At 64.9% G+C, this 21904-nt stretch carries 14 protein-coding genes and 1 pseudogene; 4 read left to right on the forward strand and 11 right to left on the reverse strand.

Annotated features, from left to right (window positions below; all coding sequences use genetic code 11):
- Positions 1–7: 7 nt before the first annotated feature.
- Both E8Q40_RS15830 and E8Q40_RS15835 read right to left on the reverse strand, forming a co-directional pair.
- Positions 8–583, reverse strand: a complete 576-nt coding sequence (locus tag E8Q40_RS15830; RefSeq protein ID WP_137045450.1) for a TRAP transporter small permease — start codon at positions 581–583, stop codon at positions 8–10.
- 116 nt (positions 584–699) lie between these two features.
- Positions 700–1689, reverse strand: coding sequence for a sialic acid TRAP transporter substrate-binding protein SiaP (locus E8Q40_RS15835; RefSeq protein WP_168197867.1), 990 nt, complete (start codon positions 1687–1689; stop codon positions 700–702).
- Positions 1690–1820: 131 nt separating this feature from the next.
- On the opposite strand from E8Q40_RS15835, the gene E8Q40_RS15840 reads away from it, so the two are divergent.
- Positions 1821–2549, forward strand: a complete 729-nt coding sequence (locus tag E8Q40_RS15840) for a GntR family transcriptional regulator (RefSeq protein ID WP_137045451.1) — start codon at positions 1821–1823, stop codon at positions 2547–2549.
- 152 nt (positions 2550–2701) lie between these two features.
- On the forward strand, positions 2702–4072 hold the full coding sequence (locus E8Q40_RS15845) for a cation diffusion facilitator family transporter (RefSeq protein ID WP_137045452.1): 1371 nt from the start codon (positions 2702–2704) through the stop codon (positions 4070–4072).
- A 3-nt stretch (positions 4073–4075) separates the two neighbouring features.
- Here the strand turns inward: E8Q40_RS15845 and E8Q40_RS15850 are convergent, their stop codons facing one another.
- Complete coding sequence (locus tag E8Q40_RS15850) at positions 4076–5077, reverse strand: zinc-dependent alcohol dehydrogenase family protein (protein ID WP_137046769.1); 1002 nt, start codon at positions 5075–5077, stop codon at positions 4076–4078.
- 63 nt (positions 5078–5140) lie between these two features.
- Here E8Q40_RS15850 and pepN point away from each other — a divergent pair, with 63 nt between their 5' ends.
- Together pepN and E8Q40_RS15860 are read left to right on the forward strand one after the other, a co-directional pair.
- Positions 5141–7780 carry an aminopeptidase N gene (gene pepN, locus E8Q40_RS15855; RefSeq protein WP_137045453.1) on the forward strand — a complete coding sequence of 880 codons (2640 nt, stop codon included), beginning with the start codon at positions 5141–5143 and terminating at the stop codon, positions 7778–7780.
- Between the two features lie 236 nt (positions 7781–8016).
- Complete coding sequence (locus E8Q40_RS15860; RefSeq protein ID WP_137045454.1) at positions 8017–10311, forward strand: ATP-binding protein; 2295 nt, start codon at positions 8017–8019, stop codon at positions 10309–10311.
- Between the two features lie 124 nt (positions 10312–10435).
- Here E8Q40_RS15860 and E8Q40_RS22425 read toward each other — a convergent pair.
- The 8 genes and pseudogenes from E8Q40_RS22425 to ccmI all read right to left on the reverse strand — a co-directional run bounded on the left by E8Q40_RS22425 (position 10436) and on the right by ccmI (position 21881).
- Positions 10436–13389, reverse strand: a pseudogene (locus E8Q40_RS22425) (bifunctional [glutamine synthetase] adenylyltransferase/[glutamine synthetase]-adenylyl-L-tyrosine phosphorylase).
- Positions 13386–14852, reverse strand: a complete 1467-nt coding sequence (locus E8Q40_RS15870; protein WP_137045455.1) for a HAMP domain-containing sensor histidine kinase — start codon at positions 14850–14852, stop codon at positions 13386–13388. The pseudogene E8Q40_RS22425 and the gene E8Q40_RS15870 overlap by 4 nt, the downstream one beginning before the upstream one ends.
- A gap of 112 nt (positions 14853–14964) precedes the next feature.
- Complete coding sequence (locus E8Q40_RS15875; protein ID WP_168197868.1) at positions 14965–15645, reverse strand: response regulator transcription factor; 681 nt, start codon at positions 15643–15645, stop codon at positions 14965–14967.
- Positions 15646–16037: 392 nt separating this feature from the next.
- Positions 16038–17612 carry a Do family serine endopeptidase gene (locus E8Q40_RS15880; RefSeq protein WP_246662875.1) on the reverse strand — a complete coding sequence of 525 codons (1575 nt, stop codon included), beginning with the start codon at positions 17610–17612 and terminating at the stop codon, positions 16038–16040.
- A 184-nt stretch (positions 17613–17796) separates the two neighbouring features.
- Positions 17797–18270 carry a cytochrome c-type biogenesis protein gene (locus tag E8Q40_RS15885; protein ID WP_137045457.1) on the reverse strand — a complete coding sequence of 158 codons (474 nt, stop codon included), beginning with the start codon at positions 18268–18270 and terminating at the stop codon, positions 17797–17799.
- Positions 18271–18274: 4 nt separating this feature from the next.
- Positions 18275–20257 (reverse strand): heme lyase CcmF/NrfE family subunit, encoded by a 1983-nt coding sequence (locus tag E8Q40_RS15890; protein ID WP_137045458.1) that lies wholly within the window; start codon positions 20255–20257, stop codon positions 18275–18277.
- Positions 20254–20754, reverse strand: a complete 501-nt coding sequence (gene ccmE, locus E8Q40_RS15895) for a cytochrome c maturation protein CcmE (RefSeq protein ID WP_137045459.1) — start codon at positions 20752–20754, stop codon at positions 20254–20256. The genes E8Q40_RS15890 and ccmE overlap by 4 nt, the downstream gene beginning before the upstream one ends.
- Positions 20751–21881: a c-type cytochrome biogenesis protein CcmI gene (gene ccmI / locus E8Q40_RS15900; RefSeq protein ID WP_137045460.1), complete on the reverse strand. Its 1131-nt coding sequence runs from the start codon at positions 21879–21881 to the stop codon at positions 20751–20753. The genes ccmE and ccmI overlap by 4 nt, the downstream gene beginning before the upstream one ends.
- Positions 21882–21904 lie beyond the last annotated feature (23 nt).

Genomic DNA, 21904 nt, shown 5'->3' on the forward strand with positions numbered 1-21904 from the left:
ACATTCCTCAATCGATCTGCACGCCGGTGCCGACGTTCTCCGATGCCGCGCGCCAGCCGTCGCGGGCGTTACGCCAGAAGCACTGGATCTGCCTGGCGAACATCAGGAAGCAACCGACGGCGACACCGCCATAGACGTAGGACATCGGCCAGTCGATCACGGTCATGGTTTGCACAGCCATCCGTTCCGTTATCGTCACCGAGAAGTAGGCAAGCAGCGCAATAAAGCCGAGCTTGATGATGTCGATGACCACGAGAAGAAGGCGCCGAACCGGCTTCGACGCGAAATGCAGCAGAACCTCGACGGCAATGTTGGCCTGCTTGCGCACGACGATGCCGCCACCGATGAAGGTGATCCACATCAATCCGTAGCGCGCGATCTCTTCGGTCCAGGCCAGGCTGTCGTTAAGGATGTAGCGCGTGTAGAACTGCAGAAAGACGATCGATGCCAGCGCCCAGAACAGCACGAAGGCAAGCCAGTCTTCGGGATGATGCTCGATGACGACTTCCTCATCGTGAGCAACGATCAACGGCTCGCTGCCGGCGTCCTTCGCGGCACCGTCGGCGGAATTTACTCCGGTCATCGACAGATTTCCATCTCAGTCGCACGCAACGAAAACTCGCTCGTGCGATCAACAATTCTGGCAAATGAGAAAGGACGGCCGCGGCAATTGTCGCCGCCGCGGCCGCCGCAGTTGGCTTACTTCAGCGCCTGCAGGGCGTCGTATTCGGCCTTGCTCCAACCGGCGCCGGCGCTGGCGTCGTTATGGAGCGCGATCGCCGCGTTGCGGAAGGCCGCGCGGTCGACCTGAACCACCGTCTTGCCAAGCTGACGAAGTTGATCGGCCGTCTTCTGCTCGCTGGTGCGGATTTCGTCCGACGCCTTGGCCGCGGCCTGCGCCAACACCTCCTCGAACACCTTCTTGTCGGCGTCCGAGAGCTTGGACCAGGTCGTCGCGCCGACGATCGAGAGCAGCGATTCGATGATGTGGCCAGTCAGCATCACGTGCGTCTGCACTTCGTAGAACTTCTTGGCCATGATGGTCGGCAGCGGATTTTCCTGACCGTCCACGGTCTTTTGCTGAAGAGCGAGATAGACTTCGGCGAAGGCGATCGGCGTGGCGTTGGCGCCAACCGACTTGGCAAACATCAGATAAAGCGGCGCGGGCGGCACGCGCAGCTTCATGCCCTTCATATCCTCGGGCTTGGTTATGGCCTTGTTGGCAGTGACCATGCGTTCGCCATAGTAAGTCAGGGCCACGATCTTGTGCTTGGTCTTGTCTTCGTAACCTTTGGCGATATCGCGAAACAGCTTGCTGTCGCGATAGGCCTTCCAGTGATTGAAGTCGCGCATCATGAACGGCGCGCCGGAGATGGCGAGCGGCTTGTGGATCGAACCGGCGAACGACGTGCCCGTGTATATAATATCGACGGTGCCGAGCCCCAGGCCTTCGTTGATCTGGTTCTCGTTGCCGAGCTGAGAAGCCGGAAAGACCTGGATTTCGTAGCGGCCACCGGTCCGCTTCTTGATTTCTTCGCCAGCCCAGAGGGCCTGGGCATGGTACGGCTCGGACGTCTCATAGACGTGAGCCCATTTCAGCTTGGTCTGGGCCGAAGACGGACCGGCAAAGCCGGCAACGGCAAGCGTGATCGCCGCGCCCATAATGAGGCGCGCAGAAATCTTGGACATTTTGTTCCTCCCTCAGGACTATTCTTGCGGGTCTGGCGCCCGCCTGTTCTGATTACGGCGAAGCCGCAGGCACCGGTGCTTTCCGCCTCGATGCCGTTGAGTTCGACCCAACCGTCAACTAACATGTTACTATGTCGAACGATATCCGCAAGCAGGATTACGCCTTTCTCCCCGTGCTCGACCGTCACGAACGCGGCGGCACGGTGCAGCGCATCCAGGACGCCATTCGCGATGCCATCGTTCGGCTCGAAATGCGACCGGGCGCAACCATCGACAAGAATGCCTTGTGCGAGCGCCTGAACGTATCGCGATTTCCGGTTTCGGAAGCGCTCGGCCGGCTCGCCGAGGAAGGCTTTGTGGTTGTTCTGCCGCAGCGCGGCACGATGGTCTCGCGCATCGACGTCGCCGATTGCCGCCAGGCGATGTTTATTCGCCGCGCGCTGGAATGCGAAGCCGTCCGCTACATCGCCCCGGGCATATCGGACGACCTGATCGAAACGTTTCGAGACAACCTCACGGGGCAACGTCGTGCCATGGCCGCAGACGATCGGCACGGATTTCATGCGCTCGACCTCGACTTTCACGCCCTGCTCCTGGAAACGCTTGGTTACGAGCGGGTGACCGGCGCCGTCGAAGCCGCTCGCGCCAATCTGGATCGCATGCGGCTCTTTCTATGTACGCCGGAGCGACAGTCGGACACCTACGCCGAGCATGAACAAATTTTCGCGGCCCTCGCCGCCCGCCAGCCGGAGGCAGCCGCCATTGCGATGAGCCATCATCTCGACGTGGTGATGGCCCAGCTCGAAGTCTTCGCCAAAGCCCATCCGGAACTCGTGACGCCGGGCAAAACGGCGAACTAACATTCAAGTCCAGCGCACAAATCCAGTGCGTCTGGCTTTCCTGCAACTCGCTTGCAGGTGCAAACTTCGCGGTCGAAATCACGGTCGTGGTGCGCTAGACGACGCTTCCGGCGGAGCATTCGGCCCCGCCAAGCCGTGACGCGCGAGACCGTATGCAAAGCGAAAAGGAATCCGTCGCTCTGAGTTCGATCTTGGCGTCCGCCGGCATGGCGATCGCCAAGGGCATCATCGGCGTCTCGTCCGGCTCGCTCGCGATTCTATCGGAAGCTGGTCATTCGCTGATCGACTGCGGCGCCGCGATCATGACCTATGTGGCGGTGCGGGTGTCCGGCAAGCCGGCCGACGAGGAACACCATTACGGCCACGGCAAGGTCGAAAGCGTCTCGGCGCTCGGCGAAACCGCCCTGCTCTTTCTGCTTTCCGGCATCGTGATCTGGGAGGCGGTGATGCGCCTCATCAATCACGAGCCGCACAGCGTGGTTGCCAATTACTGGGGTTTCGGCGTCATCATCGCCTCGATCATCATCGATTATTACCGGGCCCGCGCGCTGACGCGCACGGCCAAGGCGACACAAAGTCAGGCGCTCGAAGCCGACGCACTGCACTTCTCGTCCGATATGTGGTCATCGGGCGCGGTTCTCATCGGACTCGTTGGCGTCTGGTTCGGTTTCGGCTGGGCGGACTCAGCGGCTGCGCTCGTGGTTGCTGTGCTGGTATGCGTCGCCGGCTGGCGGCTGGGGCACCGCACGATCATGACCCTTACCGATACCGCACCGGAAGGCGCCGCCGAGACGATTACCCACATCGTCCGCGCCGTTCCCGGCGTCGTAGCCGTCGAGCAGGTGCGCGCGCGCGATGCCGGCGACCGGACTTTCGTCGATGTCACTGTCGCCGTGAACCGCGCTTTGCCGCTCGAGCGCGTCGCCGAGATCAAGGCCGCGGTTACGGCTGCGGTCGCCGCCAATATGCCGCGCACCGAAGCAAGCGTGACCACCGACCCTGTTGCCATCGACGATGAGACCATCGTCGATCGCATCATGGTGATCGCCCGCAACCGCGGGCTCGCCGTGCATCACGTTACGGTGCATTCGCTGCAGGACAAGACGGCGATTTCGCTTGACCTCGAGGTCGACGGCAAACTCACGCTCGCCGAGGCCCACGATATCGCCGATGCGCTGGAAGAAGCCATCGCCGGTGAGCTCGGCGACAAGGTCGAGGTCGAGACCCATATCGAACCGCTGCAGCCGGGCGATCTGTCGGGCCGCGAGGCACTTCCCGAGCGCGTCGTCGCGGTGGAGGCGGCGCTCAAGGAACTTGCAGCGGCCGACAAGGCGCTCCGCAACATCCACGACGTTCGCGTGCGCGAAACCGACGACGGCGAGATCGTCAATTTCCATTGCCATGCCGACCCGGGCATGACTGTTCTGGCAGTCCACGAAAAGGTTGATGGGCTGGAACGCGCTCTGAAAGAACACTCCTCGCTGATCAAGCGCGTCATCGGCCACGCCGAGCCGATGCGCTAGGCGTCACGGTATTAGCACCGCCGCGCCCTGCAGGCGGCCATCGCGCAGATCGGCAAGAGCCTCGTTGGCTTTATCGAGCGGATAGCGCGTCACCGTGCAATGCACCCCGGCCTTCGGCGCGATCGCGAGAAATTCACGGGCATCGTCGCGCGTCAGATTGGCGACCGACATCACCTTGCGCTCTTCCCACAGCAGCGCATAGGGGAAGCTCGGAATATCGGACATGTGGATGCCGCCGCAGACCACGCGGCCGCCTTTCTTTACGGCTTTGAGCGCCAGCGGCACCAAGGCTCCGACCGGCGCAAAGATGATCGCGGCATCGAGTGGCTCCGGCGGCACCTCTTCGGACGCGCCGGCCCACACCACGCCCAGTGAGCGAGCGAAATCCTGCGCCGTGCTGTCGCCGGCCCGCGTGAAGGCGTAGACGCGGCGGCCCTGCCAGATCGCGACCTGCGCCAGAATGTGTGCGGCGGCGCCGAAGCCGTAGAGCCCCAGCGCGAAGTCGTCGCCGGCGCGCGCGCCTTCGGTCGCCATGCGGTAGCTGCGCCAGCCGATCAGGCCCGCGCACAGCCACGGCGCGATCTCGGCGTCGTCGCCGATTTCGCCGAGCGGGAAACAATAACGCGCATCGGCGATGGTATGGCTGGCAAAGCCGCCGTCGCGGGTGTAGCCGGTGAAAAACGGCGTGTCGCACAGGTTTTCCTGGCCGCCGCGGCAATAAGGGCAATGACCGCAGGTCGCGCCCAGCCACGGCACGCCGACCCGTTCGCCGATGGCAAAGCCGGTTACGCCCGCGCCAATAGCGGCGACCCGGCCGACAATCTCATGGCCCGGCACGATCGGCAGTTTTGGCTGCGGCAGGTCGCCATCGACGACATGGAGATCGGTGCGGCAGACGCCGCAGGCCTTGATCGCGATCAGCAATTCACCCGCGCCTGGCGCCGGCTGCGGGCTTTCGCGCATTTTGAGCGGCGTCCCCGGCCGCTCCAGGACCATGGCCCGCATCTTGGTCATCGTGTGACGCCCCGGCTGCTTCCCATTCGCGCCCGAACATCCTAGATCACATGGATGCGCACCGACACCGCCCCCGTCATTCGCCTTTCCGACTATCAGGCTCCCGACTGGCTGGTCGACACCGTCCATCTGGATGTGGACCTACATCCGACCGCGACCAGGGTACGAGCCGTGCTGGCGCTCCGGCCGAACCCGGACACCGCCCCTGCTCCGCTGGTGCTTGAGGGCGACGGGCTGTCGCTGGTCTCGCTGACGCGCGACGGCGTGCCGCTCGCGCCCGGCAGCTACGTGGCGACGCCGGACAAGCTCACCATTGCGCAGCCGCCGCACGGCCCCTTCACGCTCGAGATCGAGACCCTGGTCGATCCGACCGCCAACACCCAGCTTTCGGGGCTGTACCGCTCCAGCGGCACCTGGTGCACCCAATGCGAGGCCGAAGGCTTCCGCCGTATCACTTATTTCCCCGACCGGCCGGACGTGATGGCGGTCTACACCACCCGCATCGAGGCCGACAAAGCCCAGGCGCCGGTGCTACTTGCCAACGGCAATCTCGTGGAAAGCGGCGACCTTCCGAACGGTCGGCATTTCGCGGTCTGGCACGACCCGCACAAGAAGCCGTCCTACCTGTTCGCGCTGGTCGGCGGCGACCTCGCTCGCGTCGAGGATACGTTCACCACCGCCTCCGGCCGCGAGGTCGCGCTGCGCATTTATGTCGAACACGGCAAGGAAGGCCGCGCCGGCTATGCCATGGACGCGCTGAAGCGCTCCATGCGTTGGGACGAGGAAGCCTTCGGCCGCGAATACGACCTCGACATCTTCATGATCGTTGCCGTGTCCGACTTCAACATGGGGGCAATGGAGAACAAGGGCCTCAACGTCTTCAACGACAAATACGTGCTGGCCTCAGGCGACACGGCAACCGATTCCGATTTCGCCGGCATCGAGAGCGTGATCGCCCACGAATACTTCCACAATTGGACCGGCAACCGCATCACCTGCCGCGACTGGTTCCAGCTTTGTCTGAAGGAAGGGCTGACCGTCTATCGCGATCAGGAATTCACCAGCGACATGCGCTCGCGGCCGGTCAAGCGCATCGCCGACGTGCGCAATCTGCGCGCCGCGCAGTTCGTCGAGGATTCAGGGCCTCTCGCCCATCCGGTACGGCCGGAGGCTTACAAGGAGATCAATAACTTCTACACGGCGACGGTTTACGAGAAGGGCTCGGAAGTCGTTCGCATGATCGAGACCTTGATCGGCCACAACAAGTTCCGTGCCGGCATGGATCTCTATTTCGAGCGTCACGACGGCGAAGCCGCCACCGTCGAACAATTCGTCCAGTGCTTTGCCGACGTCAGCGGCCGCGACATGACGCAGTTCATGCTTTGGTACGCGCAGGCCGGCACGCCCGAAGTGACGGTGAAAACCCGCTACGACGCCGAAAAGCGCATCTACACCATCGGCCTCAAGCAGACATTGGCGCCGACGCCCGGCCAGCCCGACAAAGAACCGATGCTAATCCCGCTGCGGATGGGCCTGCTCGACAAGAACGGAAAAGCGCTGCCCATCGTGGCGGCCGAAGACGGCTCGATCGAGCGCGACGTTCTGATCCTCGACAAGACGGAGCAGGTCTTTGCCTTTGACGGCATGGCGGAGCGGCCGGTTCTGTCGATCAACCGCGGCTTCTCGGCGCCGATCAAGCTCGTCACCGACCTCACCGGCACGGATTTCGCCCTGCTGGCGCGGCACGACAGTGACCCGTTCAACCGCTGGCAGGCACTGCAGACCACGGCACTGCGCCTCCTGATCGACAACGTCGGCCGCCTGCGCGTCGGCGGCATGCCGCGCGCCGACGACAGCCTGATCGCCGCCCTCGCCGCGATCCTCGACGATGCCAATCTCGAACCCGCCTTTGTCGCGCTTTGTCTCACGCCGCCGGGCGAAGGCGACATCGCCCGCGAGATCGGCCGCGACATCGATCCCGACAAAATCCAGCGTGCGCGCCTCGCCTTGCGCGAAGACATCGGCATCCGTCTCGGCGCCGAATTATCGCATGTCTATGAGCGCCTCACCTCGTCCGAACCCTATTCACCTGATGCCGTCTCGGCCGGGCGGCGTGCGTTGCGCAATGTCGCACTGGACCTGTTGGCCGCGAGCGGAGCATCGTCCGCCTTCACGCGCGCCAGCGAGCAATATGCCACCGCCGACAACATGACCGACCGCATGGCGGCGCTGTCGACTTTGGTGCAGCACGACGCGCCGGGCCGCACCGAGGCGCTGGACGATTTCTACACGCGCTATGCAGACAATGCTCTGGTCATCGACAAATGGTTTTCGCTGCAGGCGTCGGGTCCGCACAAATCGACGCTCGACAAGGTGCGCGCCCTCACCGCACATCCCGCGTTCTCGATGGGCAATCCCAACCGCGTGCGGGCGCTGATCGGCGCTTTCGCGCATGGCAACCTGACGCAGTTCAATCGTGCCGATGGCGCCGGCTATGCCTTCGTCGCCGATACAATCCTCGAAATCGATCCAAAGAACCCGCAGCTCGCGGCGCGGCTCGCCACGTCGTTCCGCACTTGGCGCACGTTCGAGGCTGGCCGGCGCTCACTCGCCGAGGCGCATCTGCGGCGCATCCGCTCGCATGGCATCCTGTCGCGTGACCTTGCCGACATCGTCGAACGCGCATTGGCCTGAGCCGTCTAGCCAGAACTGCGAGGTCATGAACCGGCGGTTCCGGGGACGCTGTCTCATGGCTTGCGCCTTTAGTGTTTGATCGGACTCAATTTTCCGTGGGTAACGAATTTTAAAGAATTGACTCTTCGGACTCTCGACAAATCAGAACGCATCGATTCCAATGGCCTTGTCGATTCGGTGCGATGTGCGGCGTCCGAATCCGGGGTGGCAGGGGAAACTAAAAAATGGAGGCCTCCATGGCGCGCGCCCACGCGGCGGGTGCGTCTGCACAGAGCGATTCCATCAAGGGCCTCGCGCAATCGATCGCCAAGCCGGCGTATCGCCGCCTCCTTACGGCGGAGCCCTTGTTGAGACGCGCCGTGCCGGTGCTGATCATCGCGTTTCTCGTTACGATCTGCGTCGGCGCCGTGGTGCAGGTCCTCGACCAGCGCCGCCAGACCCTCGACATCATGGCATTGTCGCTCGAGGCCGCTGCCGATGTCACCGCCGAGCGCCTGCAACGTCCGCTCAAGAACGCGCGCGACGCCGTCGAACGGCCGCAGCAACTGCTGGCCCAGGCCCTGCCCGACTGGGCGAGCGGCAATGGCCGCACCTTCCTCATCACCGACCGCAACGGCGTCGTCACCGCTGCCATCCCCTCCGCCAGCGCCACCATCGGCCGCCGGCTGATCGATCTTCTCGGCCCGACCCAGCCGCTCACCACATTCGGCGCCGAAGCCGGCGTGCTCGGCGTCGTCACACCCGCCGGACAAAATGTGCTCGCAACCGTGCGCACGCTGAAAGAGCCGTTCGGCCAGATCGCCGTGCTGCAAACCCGCGACGCCGCTGCGGCGCCGGCCCGCTCGATCACCACGCTGACGGTCACTTTGTCGGCGACCACCGGCTTCGTCGTCCTGATCCTCGGCTTTGCCTTCCACTGGCAGGCGACGCGGGCCCGCGAGGCTGACACGATCTACGAGACGGTGCGCACCCGCATCGACACCGCGCTGAACCGCGGCCGTTGCGGCCTTTGGGACTGGGACCTCGCCCGCGGCCGCATCTTCTGGTCGCAGTCGATGTTCGACATTCTCGGCCTCGAGGCCAAGGACGACCTGCTCTCATTTGGCGACGTCAGCGCCCTCGTTCACCCCGACGACGTGCAGCTCTACGACGTCGCCCGCGAACTCGCCGAAGCCAAGAGTGCGACCATCGATCAGGCCTTCCGCATGCGCCATGCCGACGGCCACTGGATCTGGCTGCGCGCGCGCTGCGAACTGGCGCGCCAGCCCGGTGACTCCGCCCTGCATCTCATCGGCATTGCCGTCGACGTCACCGAACAGAAGAACCTCGTGGAGAAGACGGTCGCTGCCGATCTGCGCCTGCGCGACGCGATCGAGACCATCCCCGAGGCCTTCGTGCTGTGGGATGCCGACAATCGACTGGTGCTGTGCAACTCGAATTTCCAGGACCTGCACGGCCTGCCTGACGAGGCCATCGTCTCCGGCGCCTCCTATGAGTCCGTCGTTGCGCAGGGCCGCGAACCGATCGTCCGCCACACGGTCGCTTCGAACGGGCCGTCCAAGCCGGGCGCCCGCAATTTCGAGGCCCAGCTCGAGGATGGCCGCTGGCTGCACATCAGCGAGCGCCGCACCAAGGACGGCGGCTATGTCTCGGTCGGCACCGACATCACCGCTATCAAGAGACACGAAGAAAAGCTGGTCGACAGCGAGAAGCGGCTGATGGCCACCATCGCCGACCAGCGGGCCTCGCAGCAGCGCGCCGAGGACATGGCCGGCAAATACGCCGTCGAAAAGACCCGCGCCGAGGAAGCTAATCAGGCCAAATCGAAATTCCTCGCCAATATGAGCCACGAGCTGCGCACGCCGCTCAACGCCATCATCGGCTTCTCCGAAATCATGCAGTCCGGCATGTTCGGCCCGCTCGGCGCCGAGAAGTACCAGGAGTACTGCACGGACATCCACTCCAGTGGCAAATACCTGCTCGACGTCATCAACGATATCCTCGACATGTCGAAGATCGAAGCCGGCCGCATGCGGCTCGACTTCGAGGACTTGTCGCTCGACGCCCTGCTCGCCGAATCCATGCGCGTCGTTTCGGCGCGCGCCGAGGAGAAGAACGTTGCGCTCGGCGCCCGCATCGCTCCGGACCTGTATCTGCGCGCCGACCGCCGCGCGCTCAAGCAGATCGCGCTCAATCTCCTATCGAACGCGGTCAAGTTCACGCCGGCCGGCGGCGAGATCACCGTGCGCGGCCGCGCCACCGATCATTGCGTGGTGCTTAGCATCGCCGACACCGGCATCGGCATCGCTGCCGATGCGCTGACCCGCCTCGGCCGGCCCTTCGAGCAGGTCGAGAGCCACATCACCAAGACACATCAGGGCTCCGGCCTAGGCCTCGCCATCGCCAAGTCTCTGGTCGAACTGCACGGCGGCTCGATGCGCATCCGCTCGGCGCTCGGCAAGGGCACCATCGTCACCGTGCGCCTGCCCTTGTCGCCACAGTGCCTGCTGCCGAAGGATGAAGCGGCGTGAGGCTGTCATTCCGGGGCACTCGCGAAGCGAGTGAACCCGGAATCCAGAAGTAAATACGGCCCCTGCTTGTGGCTGGATTCCGGGTTCGGCCCTAGCGGGCCGCCCCGGAATGACAGATTTAAACTTATGGCCCCCGGCCCAATATCCGCACAAAGCTCGCGCGCACCTTGGCCTGCGTCTCGAACAGAGTCGCATTGAGCGTCGCGAAGTCCGGCACGTCGGCGGCGCGCGTCAACAGCCGCAACAGTCCCGGCCCCGCCGTCTTCGGATCGAACGGCCCCGACAGGCACAGCCGCAGTATCTGCGTGAGGTCTTGATAGAGCTGCGCCGCCGGCCGCAGCACCTCGGCATCTTCTATCGAGATCAGATGGAGCTGCCGCGCAATGTCGAGCACGCGCGCCGTTGAGGTATCGAGGATCGATGGCTGGTCGTGCGCGTGCACGAGCTGCAGATACTGGGCAATGAACTCGAGATCGATCAGGCCACCTTTGGCGTATTTGAGATCCCAGGGATTGCTATCGCCCTTTTCCGCCGCGATCGCGCCGCGCATCTCAACGACATCGCCGGCGATCAGCGCCGCATCGCGTGGCCGGCACAGGATGTCCTTGATGACGGCATCGACACGCTCTCCGAACTCTGCTGAACCGGTGATCACCCGCGCTCGCGTCAGCGCCATGTGCTCCCAGGTCCAGGCTTCGTTCTCCTGGTAGTGAATGAAGCTGCCGAGCTGTGTTGCCAGCGGACCCGCCTGCCCGGACGGGCGCAGCCGCATATCGACCTGATACAGCGCGCCGTAATTGGTCTGCGCCGTGAGCGTGTTGATGAGCCGCTGCGTCAGCCGCGCGAAATACTGACCGCCATACAAGGCGCGGCGGCCATCGGACTCCGGCGCCTCGCCGTCGAAATCGTAGATGAGGATGAGGTCGAGATCGGATGCCGCGGTCATTTCGCGACCGCCGAGCTTGCCCATGGCGACCACCGCGGTCTGCTCGTCCTTCACATGGCCGTAGACCGACGCAAAATTGTCGGCCACGGCGCGATGCACGGCGCGCAGGATGGCGTCGGCGAGCCGCGCATAGGCTTCGCCGGCGGCGCGCGCCGTCAGCGTACCGGTGAGGATGCGCACGCCGATCAGGAACAGGTACTCGAGCCCGAACATGCGAATGCGCTCGAGCAAATCTTCATCGTAGCGCGCCTGCGCCAGCGCGGCATCGAGCCGCCGCTGCAATTCCTCGTCGTCAGGCAGAGCGCCGAAGAAGCTCGGGTCGACCAGCGCGTCCATCACCTCCGGATGCCGCGCCAGCGTATCGCCGAGACGCGGCGCCGCCCCAGCACCAGCGCAGTAAGCGCGATGAGTTCGGGCTTTTGCTGCAGCAGCGAGAACAGCCGGGCCGCGCCATGCAGATTGCCGAGGAAGTGGTCGAACAGCACGAGCGTCGCGTTCGGGTTATCGGTGCGGCCGATCTGCTCCAGCAGCACCGGCAGCAGCGTGACCAGATGGCTGCGTGCCGCTTCGCCGTTCAGCGAGCGATGCTCGCCGCGCAACCATTGCCGCACGATGCCGGATGCCTCCAGCGGCGCACGGAAGCCCATGTCGCCGAGGCGGGCGACCGTCTTCGGATCGTCCGCCTCGGTGGGAAAATTCAGCGCCGGCGCATCGGTCTCCGGCTCTTTCTGGAACAGCCGTGCGTAATGCCGCTGCACCATCTTGAGAAAACCGACCAGCACCGCGGCGAAAGCATCCCGGCTCTCGAAACCGAGGAAATGGGCGAAGCGCTCCATCGCCTCGCGGCTCTCAGGCAGTTCCTGCGTCTGCTCGTCATTGATCATCTGCAGCCGGTGCTCGACCGAGCGCAGGAACAGATAGGCCGCCTTCATCTCGTCGCGCGCCTCGGTGCCGATCCAGCCGTCGTCGGTGAGCTTATCGAGCGTGGTCAGTGTGTCGCGGTCGCGTAAGTGCGGATTGCGGCCGCCAGCGATCAGTTGCTGGGTCTGAGCGAAGAACTCGATCTCGCGAATGCCGCCGCGGCCGAGCTTGATATTGTGGCCCTCAACCGCGATTTCGCCGTGGCCACGAAACGCGTTGATCTGTCGCTTCATGGCGTGGACGGCGGCGACGGCGGCGAAGTCGAGATATTTGCGCCAGACGAAGGGCGCCAGTTCATGGAGGACCGCCTCGCCCGCGGCGATGTCGCCAGCGCAGGGGCGGCCCTTGATGAGCATCGCCCGCTCCCAGTTCTGCCCGATGCTCTCGTAGTAGGACAGCGCGGCCGGCGTCGAGATAGCGATGCCGGTCGAACCAGGGTCGGGCCGCAGACGCAGGTCGGTGCGGAACACATAGCCGTCGCCGGTGTGTTCCTGCAGCAGCTTCACGACGCGCTGGGTGATGCGCACGAAAGTCGGCGCCGCTTCGACACCCTCGGCGAGCGGCCCGATCTCGGGATCGAAGAAGACGATAAGGTCGATGTCGCTCGAATAGTTCAGCTCGAAGGCGCCCATCTTGCCCATGGCGAGCACGATGTAGCCGCTGCCGATCTGCGGCTGACTTGGGTCCTTCGGCTTGAGCTTGCCGGCGCGCGCGGCTTCCGCCAGCGCAAAGCGCACGGCGGCATCGACCGCGGTGTCGGCGAGCCGCGTCAGCGCGCGCGTCGCCTGCATGATCGGCCAGGCGCCGCCGATATCGGCCAGCGCGATGAGGAGCGCCGCCTCCGCCTTCATCTTGCGCAGCGCGCGCATCGCGTGGGCGACATCCTCGGCGTGCGCCGCCTCGCCGCCGCAGCGGTCGAGCAACCCGGCAAGATGGCGCTCCGGCTCAGCCTGCAGCAGCGCGATGAAACGCGCCGCATCGCCGGTAACGAGGTCCCAGAGAAAAGGCGAGCTTTCGGCCAGGCTCTCGACCAGAGTTGCGACGCGCGGATGGGCGGCAAACAGGGCGCGCAAGGTCTGCGCCTCGCCATCGGCCAGCGACGACAGCCACGCATCGACGCGGGCACGCGCCGCCGCTCCGTCGGTCAGAACGGGAGCGGTCGCAATGCATTCAGCCAGCGTCAGCCCGGCATGCTGATTCGGCGCATTCATCCCGCCATCTGTACCGGCCCGGTACGCGGCAAGGCAATGATGCTCTTGAGCCCCGGCGCATTGTCCGCAAGGGTGAGCTCGCCGTCATGCAGCCGCGCCACCGCTGCGGCGAGGCTGAGCCCCAAACCCGATCCCGGCAGTGAGCGGCTCTGCTCCAAGCGTACAAACCGCTCCAGCGCCCGCGATCGGTCGGCTTCGGGAATGCCGGGGCCGTTGTCGGCTACCGTCAGCAATACGCGGTCACCGTCGACCGCGGCGCGGATGACAATCGCAGGAGGCGGCGCATCGGCCGGCCGGTCGGCCGCGAGGCTGTACTTGATGGCATTGTCCACCAGATTGGCCAGCGCCTGGCTCACGAGATCGCGGTTACCCTTGAGCGTCGCCGGCTGATCGGCCTCGACCCTGAGCGCGATGCCTTTCTCCTCCGCCAGCGGCTCGTAAAGCTCGCCGATATCGCGCGCCAGTTCGGCAGCGTCGAACTCACTCATGTCATCGCGCGACTGGCCGGATTCGGCACGCGCGATCAGTAGCAGCGCATTGAAGGTGCGAATTAACCCGTCAGATTCCTCGATCGTTCCTTCAAGCGCGGCCCGATATTCGGCTTCGCTCTTGGCTGTGCGGAGCGCTTCTTCGCTTCGATTGCGCAGCCGCGTCAGCGGCGTCTTGAGATCGTGGGCGATGTTGTCGGAGACTTCCTTGAGGCCATGCATCAGCGCCTCGATACGCTCGAGCATCAGGTTGACGTTTTCGGCGAGCCGATCGAGTTCGTCGCCGGTGCCCGCGACCGGCAACCGCTCGCCGAGGTCGCCGGCCATGATCGAGCGACTGGTCTCGGTCATGGCGTCGACCCGGCGCAGCACCCGGCGCGAGACGAACAGGCCGCCGCCAAGACCGAGCACAATGACCAGCGCGATCGACCAGCGGCCGGCCGCAGCGACGATGCCGTAGAGCCGCTCGCGTTCTTCCAGATCGCGGCCGACCAGCAGGCGGAAACCGCCAGGCAACTGAAACACCCGCACCAGCGCGTGATGCTCCGGATGAATGGCGCCCTCAGTTTCGTCCAGCCGGCGGTACGGCGTCTCGATCCAGCCATCGGTGTCGAGCACGCCGGGCGGCAAGTTGGTCACGTTGCCGGAGAGCGTGTCGCCGTTGAAGGTCGTGACCAGATAGAGGCTCGAGCCCGGCCGACGGGCGCGCGCATCCACGGTAAGGACGAGGCGCCGGATGCCGCCAAGCCGGTATTGCTCAGCGAGACCCGTAATCTCGGCGTTCACCGTGTCGGTGATCTGCTCGGTGACAAGACGGCGGGTGTTGAAGGCGAAATAACCCAGCAGCGCCACCGCGAACAGCGAGAATACCGTCAAATAGACCAGGGTCAGCTTGAACGTCGTTGTGCGAAACAGCTTGCCGAGCGCGGAGAACTGCCGCGCCTTCTTTTCGTTCGCCGGAGAATCCTGAGCCATGGGGGGAACTTTAAACGAGCCGACCGCCCGGCCCTAGAGTGATTGCGGGCAAGGCGGATACCGCCCCGCCCTCCGGGAAATACAAATTCAGATTGACCAGGACAGAGCGCGCCTATCGCGCGCCGTCGCGGATCATGTAGCCGGCTCCGCGCACGGTGTGCAGCAGCGGCTGCGCGAAGCCTTTGTCGATCTTGGAGCGCAGGCGCGAAATATGGACGTCGATGACGTTGGTCTGCGGGTCGAAATGATAGTCCCACACGTTCTCGAGCAGCATGGTGCGGGTGACCACCTGCCCGGCGTGCCGCATCAGGTATTCAAGCAGTCGGAATTCGCGCGGCTGCAGAACGATTTCCTCGGTACCACGGCGCACCGAATGCGACAGCCGGTCGAGATAGAGATCGCCGACACGTAGTTCAGTCTCCTCGTTACGGCCAACGCGGCGGCGCGACAGCACTTCGACGCGGGCGAGCAGTTCGGAGAACGAATATGGCTTCGGCAGATAATCGTCGCCGCCGGCGCGCAGGCCCTTGACGCGGTCGTCAACCTGGCCGAGCGCCGACAGGATCAGCGCCGGGGTTTCGATGTGCTTTTTGCGCAGTTCGCCGATGACAGACAGGCCATCGCGCTTGGGGAGCATGCGATCGACGATGAGTACGTCGTATTGGCCGTCGAGCGCCAGCGCGAGACCGTCTTCGCCGTCATGCGCCGCGTCGGCGACATGGCCGACCTCGCGGAAGGCCTTGACCAGATAGTCGGCGGCGTCGCGGTCGTCCTCGATGATCAGAAGGCGCATGGTCACCCGATCTGGCTGCGCCTCCGCCCTTGGGGCGAGCGGGCGCTGGCTCGTGCTGAGGTCGTAATTAGCCATCGGATACCATCACTTCCAGGCGATTCGGCGGCTTGTCTGCCTGATTGCGCCGCTGTCAGCCTCCATATCGGCCCGTTTGGCCGGGCCATGCACCCAATTTCAAGTCGTACGCGAGGGGGTGACGGGGCTGGCCCGCCACCCCCTCAACGACCCCACACCGGCGGGGGCGACGGTTGCCGGGGTGAAGCACGTTTGCCGTCAGATCCGCGTACGGCCCTTCGGCGGAGAGATGCGGGACGGGCACGAGGCCCGTCCCGTTGAGGGTGTACCGGAGGTGGGGGCGACGATAACCGCCGGCACATCCCCAAGCTTGTCAGTTACCCGTTGCTCACCGGCAGCGCGACGAAGCGGCTGTTGTCGCCCTTCTTCACGCGCATCAGCACGGTGCGCTTGCCTTCAGACCGCACCGCGGCGATCGCCTGGCGGACATCGTTCGGCGTCTCGACCTTCTTGCCGGCGACCTCGAGAATGACGTCGCCGATGGCAAAGCCGCGCTCTGCCGCCGCACCTGAACCGTCGACATCCGTAACGACGACGCCTTCAGCGCCAGCCCCCGCGACCTTGCCGGCCGGCGCGAGAGTCAGCCCGAGCTTGCCGACCTCGGCGCCATCGGAGCCGTTGTCATCGGCCTTGGCCTGCTGGTCGCTCGGCAGCGTGCCTAGCGCCAGCGACACTGTCTTCTCCGAGCCGCCGCTGAGAACCGTCAGCTTGACGTTCTGCTTCGGCTGCATGGCGCCGATCTTCTTGGCGAGGTCGCGGGCATCCTTGACCTCTTCGCCATTGACTGCGGTGATGACGTCACCCGCCTTGATGCCGGCCTTCTGCGCCGGGCCACCGGACTGCGGTTCGGCAACGAGCGCGCCTTGCGTCTTCTTGAGGCCGAGCGAGTCGGCGATGTCCTTTGTCACCGGTTGGATCTGCACTCCGATCCAGCCACGCGTCACCGTGCCGTGCTCCTTGAGCTGAGCGACGACGGTCTTCACGGTGTCCGACGGGATCGCAAAGGCGATGCCGACCGAGCCGCCTGACGGCGAGAAGATCGCGGTGTTGACGCCGATGACGTTGCCTTCGACGTCGAAGGCCGGACCACCCGAGTTGCCCTTGTTCACGGGCGCGTCGATCTGGACGAAGTCGTCATAGGCGCTGGCGCCGATGTCGCGGCCGCGGGCCGAAACAATGCCGGCAGTCACGGTGCTGGAGAGGCCGAAGGGGTTACCGACCGCGAGCACCCAGTCGCCGATACGCGGCGACTTGTCGGCGAGCTTCACGAACGGGAACGAGGCGCCATCGACTTTGATCAGCGCCAGATCGGTCCGGGGATCAGTCCCGATCACCTTGGCCTTGTAGGTTTTGCCGTCGTCGGTCTTGACCTCGACACTTTCGGCCTTGTCGACGACGTGATTGTTGGTCACGGCGTAGCCGTCGGCCGAGATGAAGAAACCCGAACCCTGGCCGGTAATGGTCTGGTGACCGCCACGGCCGCCACGCGGACCCATGCCAGGACCCTGGCCGGGCATGCCATCCGGCATGCCGAAGCGGCGGAAGAACTCGCGCAGACCGGGCGGCACGTTCTCCAGGTCGGTGTTGCCGCGGCCGATCGTTTCCGAGCCGCCGTCGACCTTGACGCGGACCGAGATCACCGCCGGCTTCACCTGCTCGACAATGTCGGCAAAACCGTTCGGGGCCGGCAATCTGCGCGCCTGCTCGGTGAGGTTCTGAGCCATCGCCGCCGGATAGTTCAGCGACAGATTGAAGTCGGGCGTGGCGACGAACGCGGCGGCGCCGAGGCCGGCGATGGTGGTCGCCAGCAGGGCGGCGCGACGCAGAGACAGCACGCGCGGCTTCTTCGGGGAGTTGGGGGATTGGGGAGCGGGATTGACGCTCGCAGACATCTCGAAATCTCCATCGGATCGCATCGGGCGCGAAGCGCCGTCTGTCAGCATGAGGCGCTCATCGCGCCGTGTTGATGCGAAGATGGAGGTTGCCGCCTTACAGCGTCCTGACGGGGGGATTAAAAATCGGTAAGGTGGGGAAAGATATTATGTCGATAAATCAATGGCTTGAAAATTACCGCCGCTAGTTAGGGCGGCCCGACTTAACAATCACATCGAGACGGCGCTGTTCGTCGGCACTCAAGGCCCCGACTTCCAGCGCAACGCTCCGCCGCCGGCGCGCCATCACGACGAGCGCGCCGATGCCAACGATCAGCATCAACGGCGACACCGTCCACAACAGCAGCGTCTGCGGCTCGACCGGCGGTTTCAGCAGCACGAAGTTGCCGTAGCGATCGACCAGGAAGTCGAGCACTTGCTTGTCGGTGTCGCCCTTCTGCAATCGCTCGCGCACCAAGAGGCGCAGGTCGCGCGCCAGCGGCGCATCGGAATCGTCGATCGACTGGTTCTGACAAACCATGCAGCGCAGTTCCTGCGACAACGCCCGCGCCCGCGCTTCCAGCGCCGGATCTTTCAGGATTTCGTCGGGCTGCACGGCGAGCGCGAGGCGCGGCAGCAGCAGCGCGGCCAGCGTGGCGATAAGAACAAACCGTCGCATCGCCCTACTCCGCCGGCTGCAACGCAGGCTTCGTCTTCGCCGGCTTGGGTGCGCCGAGGCGCAGGCGCCGGTCGGACAGCGACAGGATGCCGCCGAACGCCATGATCAGCGTGCCGATCCAGATCAGCAATACCAGCGGCTTGTAATAGAAGCGGATGGCCAGCGAGCCGTCGGCATTGACGTCGCCGAGCGACAGATAGAGCTGGCTGAAGCCCTGGCTCAGCAGCGCGGCTTCGCTGGTCGCCATGCTGCGCGCCGAGAAGGTGCGCTTCGAGGGCGACAAGCTGCCGACCTGCCTGCCGTCCTGCGACACGGTGAACTTGCCGGCCAGTTCGCGGAAGTTCGGTCCCTGCCGCTGCACCATGCCGTTGAAGGTGAGATCGTAACCCGACAGCGACACGGTCTGCCCTTCCTTGACCGCGACGATACGCTCAGTACCCCATGTGGATGCGCAGACAATGCCGATCAGCGTCACGCCGAGGCCGGCATGAGCGGCCGCGGTACCCCACACCGACCGCGGCAAGCCCCGCGCGCGGGACAGCGTCGTCTTGAACGGCGCGCGGAACAGCGCGGCGCGTTCGGTCAGGTCGATCGCCGCGCCGAAGATCACGTAGAAGCCCAGACCGATGCCGAACGCCGCCAACACATGCTGCGCACCCGCTGCGGCTAAGGTCGCGGCAATGGCAACGATGCTCACGCCGAACGCCGCCATCAGCCGCTGCGTGACGCCATAGAGATCGCCGCGCTTCCACGCCAGCAGCGTACCGAACGGCATGGCGAACATCAGCGGGATGAATAGCGGCGCGAAGGTGAGATTGAAGAACGGCGCGCCGACCGAAATCTTTTCGCCGGTCAGCGATTCAAGCGCCAGCGGATAGAGCGTGCCGACGAAGACGGTGAGGCAGGCGATGGTCAGGAACAAATTGTTGAAGACCAGCGCGCCCTCGCGCGAAATGGGCGCGAAAATCCCCCCCTGCCGAAGCAGCGGTGCCCGCCAGGCGAACAAGGTCAGCCCGCCGCCGATGAACAGCACCAGAATGCCGAGGATGAAGACGCCGCGCGTCGGGTCGGTGGCGAAAGTGTGCACCGAGGTCAGAACGCCGGAGCGCACCAGGAAGGTGCCGATCAGCGACAGCGAGAAGGCGAGAATGGCGAGCAGGATGGTCCAGACCTTCAGCGCATTGCGCTTTTCCATCACCACCGCCGAATGCAGCAGCGCGGTGCCGGCCAGCCACGGCATCAGCGAGGCGTTCTCCACCGGGTCCCAGAACCAGAACCCGCCCCAGCCCAGTTCGTAATAGGCCCAGTACGACCCCATCGAGATGCCGATGGTGAGAAACATCCAGGCGGCCAAAGTCCATGGCCGCACCCAGCGCGCCCAGGCGGCGTCGATGCGACCTTCGATCAGCGCGGCAAGCGCGAAGGAGAACGCGATCGAGAAGCCGACATAGCCGAGATAGAGAAGCGGCGGATGAATGGCGAGGCCGATATCCTGCAGGATCGGATTGAGGTCGCGACCCTCGAGCGGCGCGCGCGGCAGGCGCTGGAACGGATTCGAGGTGAACAGGATGAACAGATAGAACGAACAGGCGATCCAGGCCTGCACCGCCAGCACATTGGCCTTCAGCGTCACCGGCAGATTGGCGCCGAAGGCGGCGACCGAAGCGCCGAACAAGGCCAGGATCAGCACCCAGAGCAGCATCGAGCCTTCATGATTGCCCCAGACGCTGGTGAACTTGTAGATCAGGGGCATCGTCGAGTGTGAATTCTCGAACACATTGACGACCGAGAAATCCGACGTGACATAGGCCGTGGTCAGCGCCGAGAATGAAAGTGCCACGAACGCGAACTGCATGATCGCCGTCGACGAGCCGAGCCGCATTAGCGCCGCGTCGCGTGTTTGCGCGCCGTAGAGCGGCACGATCGCCTGGATGAGCGATAGGCCGAGCGCCAGCACCAAAGCGTAATGGCCGACTTCCGGAGTCATTGCTTTATCCCCGCGGCATCTTTGCCGGCACCGTCCTTGACGACATGCGCGTCGGCCTTCATCTCGCCTTCCTGCCAGCGGCCGGTCTTCTTCAGCGCGTCGACCACTTCGCGCGGCATGTATTTCTCGTCATGCTTGGCGAGCACGGAGTCGGCCGCGAGCGAGCCGCCCGGCTCGAGCCGGCCTTCGGCGACGACGCCCTGCCCTTCGCGGAACAGGTCGGGCAGAATGCCTTTGTAGTGCACCGCGACCTGATGGGCGCCGTCGGTCACCTTGAACTTCACTTGCAGATTGTCGCTCTTTTCGAGGCTGCCGGGCTCGACCAGCCCTCCGATGCGAATGCGCGAACCGGCCGGCAACTGCTTCTCGACCACGTCTGACGGCGAATTGAAGAAGACGATCGAATCCTTGAGCGCGAACAACACGAGCGCCGCGGCCACGCCGAGCACCGCGAGCCCGCCGCCGATCATCGTCAGCCGCCGTTGCTTGCGCGTCATCCTTCAAGTCCCATGCTTTTGATCGCCTCGTCGATCTGGCGCAGCTTGTCGGGATCGGCGGCAAGCGCCTTCCTGGCATCACCTGCCGCGCCTTTGGCCTTGTCGCGATCGCCGAGCACCATATAGGCGCGCAACAGACGCTGCCAGCCGGCGACATCGCTGCCGTCTTCCTTCAGCCGATCCGCCAGCCGGGCGACCATGCCGCGGACCATCTCGCCGCGGTCCTGCTCGCTCATCTGCGTCGCCGCCGCGATATCCTCGACGGTCGGTCCGGGCTGCTTTGCGTCGGCGACCTTCGGCGGAACGCCGCCGACGCGGGTCAGCGCCTCGCTCACCATCGGCAGCCACGGCGCGCCGGGCGGTGCATCCTTCAGCATCGACAGCCAGATTGCCGCCGCTTTCTTGCGGTCACCGTCCTGCTCGGCGGCCAGTCCGATGAAATACAATGCTTTGAGATCGTTGCGGTCGAGTTCGAGCGCGCGCTCGAACGCCGCCTTGGCATCGGCGGTGATGACGCCATTGCCGAGCGCGGCCAGGGCCTCGCCGAGATCGGCCTGCCGCTGCGCACTCTCGCCGGCAAGCGCGATCGCCTTGCGCCGCGCATTGACCGCGTCGGCGAAGCGTCCCATGCGCAGATAGACCGGCGCTATGACTTCGTAGCCGCGCGCGTCGTTCGGATTTTTCTCGAGATGCGCCTCAACGCGGGCGATCAGCGTCTCGATCGACGTATCCTGCTGCGCGGCGGCGCGGCGCTCGGCGAGAGGCTGGCCCGGCACTTGCGGCGAGCCGAGCGTGAGATAAAGCGCACTGGCGCCGATCGGCAGCAGCACCAGGCCAATGAGTGCGGCGGCGCGCCGGCGCCAAACCGGCGTTGCCCCGGATGCAGGGGCTTCCTTCTCAGCCGCGTCGGCAGCGGCAATCAGCCGGCGCGATACTTCGGTTCTCGCGGCGTCCGCCTCCGCTTCGCCGATGCGGCCTTCGGCGCGGTCGCGGGCAATCTCCTCGAGCTGATCGCGATAGACCGCGAGATCACTGCCGCCCCGCGCCTGCGTGCTCCGGCCGAGCGGCCACAGCACGGCGAAGATTGCCGCAGCCGTCATCAGCGCAAACACAAACCAGAGGCTCATCGGACGTTGGATTCCGTGCGGGC

This window comes from Pseudolabrys sp. FHR47 (assembly GCF_005153485.1).
Lineage (GTDB): Bacteria > Pseudomonadota > Alphaproteobacteria > Rhizobiales > Xanthobacteraceae > Pseudolabrys.